This is a genomic window from Cypionkella sp. (genome assembly GCF_028290025.1).
In the GTDB taxonomy this organism is placed as follows: Bacteria; Pseudomonadota; Alphaproteobacteria; order Rhodobacterales; family Rhodobacteraceae; genus Cypionkella.
The window spans coordinates 1-4237 of the sequence record NZ_JAQGKQ010000073.1 but is presented as its reverse complement, the minus strand read 5'-3'; the positions used below and the strand labels follow the sequence as shown (position 1 = coordinate 4237).

The following is a 4237-nucleotide window of genomic DNA, read 5'->3' as shown; positions in this document are numbered from 1 at the left end:
AGGCAATTTTCGGCGACTGGGCAATGGATTTGCCAATCTTGGTGCCCATCGTGATCGGCCTAAGTTGCGGTTTGCTCGCGGGTTTGATCAACGGCTTGCTGATCGCTTGCACCAAGATTCCGCCCTTCATCGCCACGCTTGGCATGATGGTTTCGGCGCGTGGTTTTGCCCGCTGGTGGTCCACTGGCAACCCGATTTCCTTTCCGACCGAAAGCTACAACCGCATCGGCCAAGGCATGAACCCGGTGTTCATCTTCATCGCCCTCGCCGTGCTGTTCCACCTGATTATGACCTACACCAAATATGGCAAACACTCGTATGCCATTGGTTCCAATGAACAAGCCACTCGTATGTCAGGGATCAATGTTGATCGCCATAAGGTGCTGGTCTACGTGATTGCCGCTATGCTCGCCTCGATCGCGGCCATCGTGGTGTCGTCGAAGGGCCAGACCGCGCAGGCGAACATGGGCGTGATGTATGAACTTGATGCCATTGCCATGGCGGTGATCGGCGGGATTTCTTTACAAGGCGGGCGTGGTTCGATCATCGGCACAGTGATTGGTGCGCTTATCTTTGGAGTAATCATCTCAGGATTCACGTTCCTGAAACTCGACGCCTATTATCAAGAGATGGTGAAAGGCGCGATCATCATCGGTGCCGTGGTGCTGGATCAATGGCGGCAACGCCGCTCGGGTAGGGGGAAATAATATGAGCGATATCATCCTTGAAACCCGTGGCCTGACCAAACGCTACGGCGGTGTGCACGCGCTGGAGGACGCCAACTTCATCTTGCGCGCGGGCGAACATGTCGCCGTGGTCGGTGACAACGGTGCGGGCAAATCGACATTCGTGCGGCAGATCACCGCCGTTGAACAGCGCACAGCAGGCGAGGTCGATTTCAACGGCCAGGCTGTGAATTTCTCAGGTCCGCTCCAAGCCCGCGAAGCTGGGATTGAGACGGTGTTTCAAACGCTGGCTTTGGCCGACGACCTTGATGTGCCGTCCAACCTGTTTCTGGGCCGTGAGCTTTATAAGTTCAATCTCGGCCCGTTCTCTATCCTGGACCGCAAAGCAATGCGCGAGAAAACGATGGAGGCTTTGAAAACCACCGCCGTCAAAATCCCCAACGTCGATAACGCGATCCGCAATATGTCGGGCGGCCAGCGTCAATGCGTCGCCATCGCCCGCACCGCCGCCTTTGCCTCAAAACTGGTGATTATGGACGAGCCGACCGCCGCTTTGGGCGTGCAGGAAACCGCGCAGGTGGAAAACATCATTCGCGGTCTGAAAGAGCGTGGCGTGCCGCTGATTTTGGTCAGTCACAACCTGCGGCAAGTGTTCGATCTGGTTGATCGTATAGTGGTGTTCCGCCGTGGCCGCATCGTTGCATCGCTGCGCCGGGACGAAACCGATGGCAACGATATCGTGAGCTACATCACCGGCGTTAAAGGCGGCGCAGAGATTTAGGCCGCTACAATGCGAAGACCCTTCCGAAACCAAGCATTTGACAGGTCGAATATCTGATAGGCGCCCGGCCCACGCCCGCTTGGTCCGCATAGTGGGCCTTGGCCCGAGCGCACGGCACCTGTATGGTCGCACTTCCAAGTGAAGGATTGCCCGATGACCCCCGATGCTGCCCACCGTATTCGCCTTGTTATTGCTACAGAAATTGGGGCGAACACGGCGCAGGTGGCCTCTGCGATCACCTTGCTGGATGAGGGATCGACGGTGCCGTTCATCGCGCGCTATCGCAAAGAGGTGACGGGGGGCCTTGACGATACGCAACTGCGCAATCTTGCTGAGCGGCTGGTGTATCTGCGCGAGTTTGAGGCGCGCCGTGCGGCGATTCTGGGTTCGATTTCCGATCAAGGCAAGCTGACCGATGCGCTATCGGGTGCGCTTGCAAAGGCCACGACCAAAGCAGAGTTGGAAGATATCTACCTGCCCTATAAGGTGAAACGCCGCACGCGCGCGATGATTGCGCGGGAAAATGGGCTGGCACCCTTGGCTGAAGCAATTCTCGCCGATCATGCGGCCGACCCTGCGATGCTTGCCAAGAGCTTTATCACCGAAGCCGTGCCGGACGTGAAAACCGCACTGGAAGGTGTGCGCGATATTGTTGCCGAGGGGCTGTCAGAGGATGCAGCCCTGCTGGGCCGTTTACGCGGGCATATGAAGCAGGTGGCGCGACTTTCGGCGAAAGGCGTGGCGGGTAAAGAAGCCGACGGCGCGAAGTTTTCCGATTACTTCGCGCATAACGAGGCTTGGGCGGGCGCGCCGAGCCACAGGGTTCTGGCGATGTTGCGTGGCCAGAATGAGGGGTTCCTGACGGTTGATCTGGAAATCGACCCCGATGCCCCGAAAGGCGACAGCCCGGCGGAACGCGCTTGTGCGGCGGCGCTGAACGCCTCGGGTCGCGGGCCAGGGGATGCTTGGTTGCGCGATGCAGCGGCTTGGGGCTGGCGCGTGAAGCTGAAAACCTCGCTGACGTTGGATCTGATGAGTGACCTGCGAGAGCGCGCCGAGGCCGATGCGATTGCGGTTTTTGCGCGCAATTTGAAAGACTTGCTGCTGGCGGCTCCGGCGGGTGGCAAGGCCACGATGGGGCTTGATCCGGGTATTCGGACCGGCGTGAAGGTGGCGGTGGTCGATGGCACCGGCAAGGTTCTCGCCACAGATACCGTTTATCCGTTTCAGCCGAAGAACGATTTGCGCGGCGCGCAGGCGGCGATTGCGCAGGCCATTATGAAGCATGGCGTCAAGCTGATCTCTATCGGCAACGGCACGGCGAGTCGTGAGACCGAAAAGATGGTAGCAGATATTCTGGCGCTGCTGCCGCAGTCCGACAAACCCGGCGCCGAAAAGCCGATGAAGGTGATCGTGTCGGAGGCGGGGGCCTCGGTCTATTCGGCGAGCGAGTTAGCCGCGAAAGAATTTCCCGGTTTGGATGTGTCCTTGCGTGGTGCGGTGTCGATTGCGCGCCGTCTGCAAGATCCGCTGGCGGAATTGGTTAAGATTGAGCCGAAAGCCATTGGTGTCGGACAGTATCAGCATGACGTCGATCAGCACCGTCTGGGCCGCAGCCTAGAGGCCGTGGTGGAAGATGCGGTGAACGCGGTCGGGGTCGATTTGAACACGGCATCGGCACCACTGCTGGCGCGGGTGTCGGGGGTAGGGCCGGGATTGGCGGAAGCGATTGTCAGCCACCGCGACTTGAACGGGCCGTTTACGACCCGGCGCGAGCTGCTGAAAGTCGCGCGGTTGGGGCCGAAAGCCTTTGAACAAGCGGCGGGATTCTTGCGGATTTCGGGCGGGAAAGAGCCGCTGGACGCAAGCTCGGTTCACCCGGAAGCCTATGACGTGGCACGAAAAATCATAGCAGCTTGCGGGCGGGATATTCGGGCGCTGATGGCGGACAGCTCTGCGCTGAAAGGCTTGGACCCACGCAGCTTTGTCGATGCGCGGTTTGGACTGCCGACGGTGAAAGACATTCTGGCCGAGTTGGAAAAGCCCGGTCGCGACCCTCGGCCCAGCTTTAAGACCGCGACATTTGCCGACGGTGTTAACGATATCAAAGACCTCAAACCCGGCATGATGCTCGAAGGCACTGTCACCAATGTTGCGGCGTTTGGCGCGTTTGTGGATATTGGCGTGCATCAGGACGGGCTGGTGCATGTCAGTCAGTTGGCCGATAAATTCGTCAAAGACCCGCATGAAGTGGTTAAAGCGGGCGATGTGGTGAAGGTGCGAGTGGTCGAGGTCGATGTGCCGCGCAAACGCATCGGTCTGACGATGAAATCCGACAGCGGCGAAGCCCGCGAGCAGGTGCGCGAGCGCAGCCAACACCGCGCGCCGCAAGTTCCGCGTGGCAAGCCGCTGCCAACTTCGGCAGGCTCGGACGCTGGCAGCAGTGCTTTCGCCGACGCGCTGAAAGGCAAGTTTAACAGCCGTTAGCGCAGCCCAAGTCCCGCTTTCATCAGCGATTTACGCACCGGCGCCACTGAGTAGAACGCATTCAATGCACCGGCGCGCAGATCACGCAAGAACTGCCGTTCGATCATCGAGGCGCGGTTCAGCGCGTCGATGCCTGCTACTCTGGTCTGCACCTCGATATGGCGGCGCTTATGGTAGGCGTCGAGCATTCTTGCATTGCCAAGATTAGCGGGGTCAGCTTGCGCAAGATCAAGCAAAGCGGCGAGGTCAGCAAGGCTCATATTCAGCCCCTGCGCGCCAATCG

3 protein-coding genes and 1 pseudogene are annotated in these 4237 nt (G+C 59.3%); 3 read left to right on the top strand and 1 reads right to left on the bottom strand.

From position 1 onward, the window contains the following. The 3 genes from JWS10_RS11895 to JWS10_RS11885 form a co-directional block, all read left to right on the top strand. Positions 1-707, top strand: a 707-nt coding sequence (locus JWS10_RS11895; RefSeq protein WP_299507663.1) for an ABC transporter permease, incomplete at its 5' end; no start/stop codon positions are given. A gap of 1 nt (position 708) precedes the next feature. Then, positions 709-1467 (top strand): ATP-binding cassette domain-containing protein, encoded by a 759-nt coding sequence (locus tag JWS10_RS11890; RefSeq protein ID WP_299507661.1) that lies wholly within the window; start codon positions 709-711, stop codon positions 1465-1467. 153 nt (positions 1468-1620) lie between these two features. Next, positions 1621-3954, top strand: coding sequence for a Tex family protein (locus JWS10_RS11885; protein WP_299507659.1), 2334 nt, complete (start codon positions 1621-1623; stop codon positions 3952-3954). On the opposite strand, the pseudogene JWS10_RS11880 reads toward JWS10_RS11885, so the two are convergent. Then, a pseudogene (locus JWS10_RS11880) lies at positions 3951-4237 on the bottom strand (UbiH/UbiF family hydroxylase); the annotation flags it as partial. The gene JWS10_RS11885 and the pseudogene JWS10_RS11880 sit on opposite strands and share 4 nt — an antisense overlap.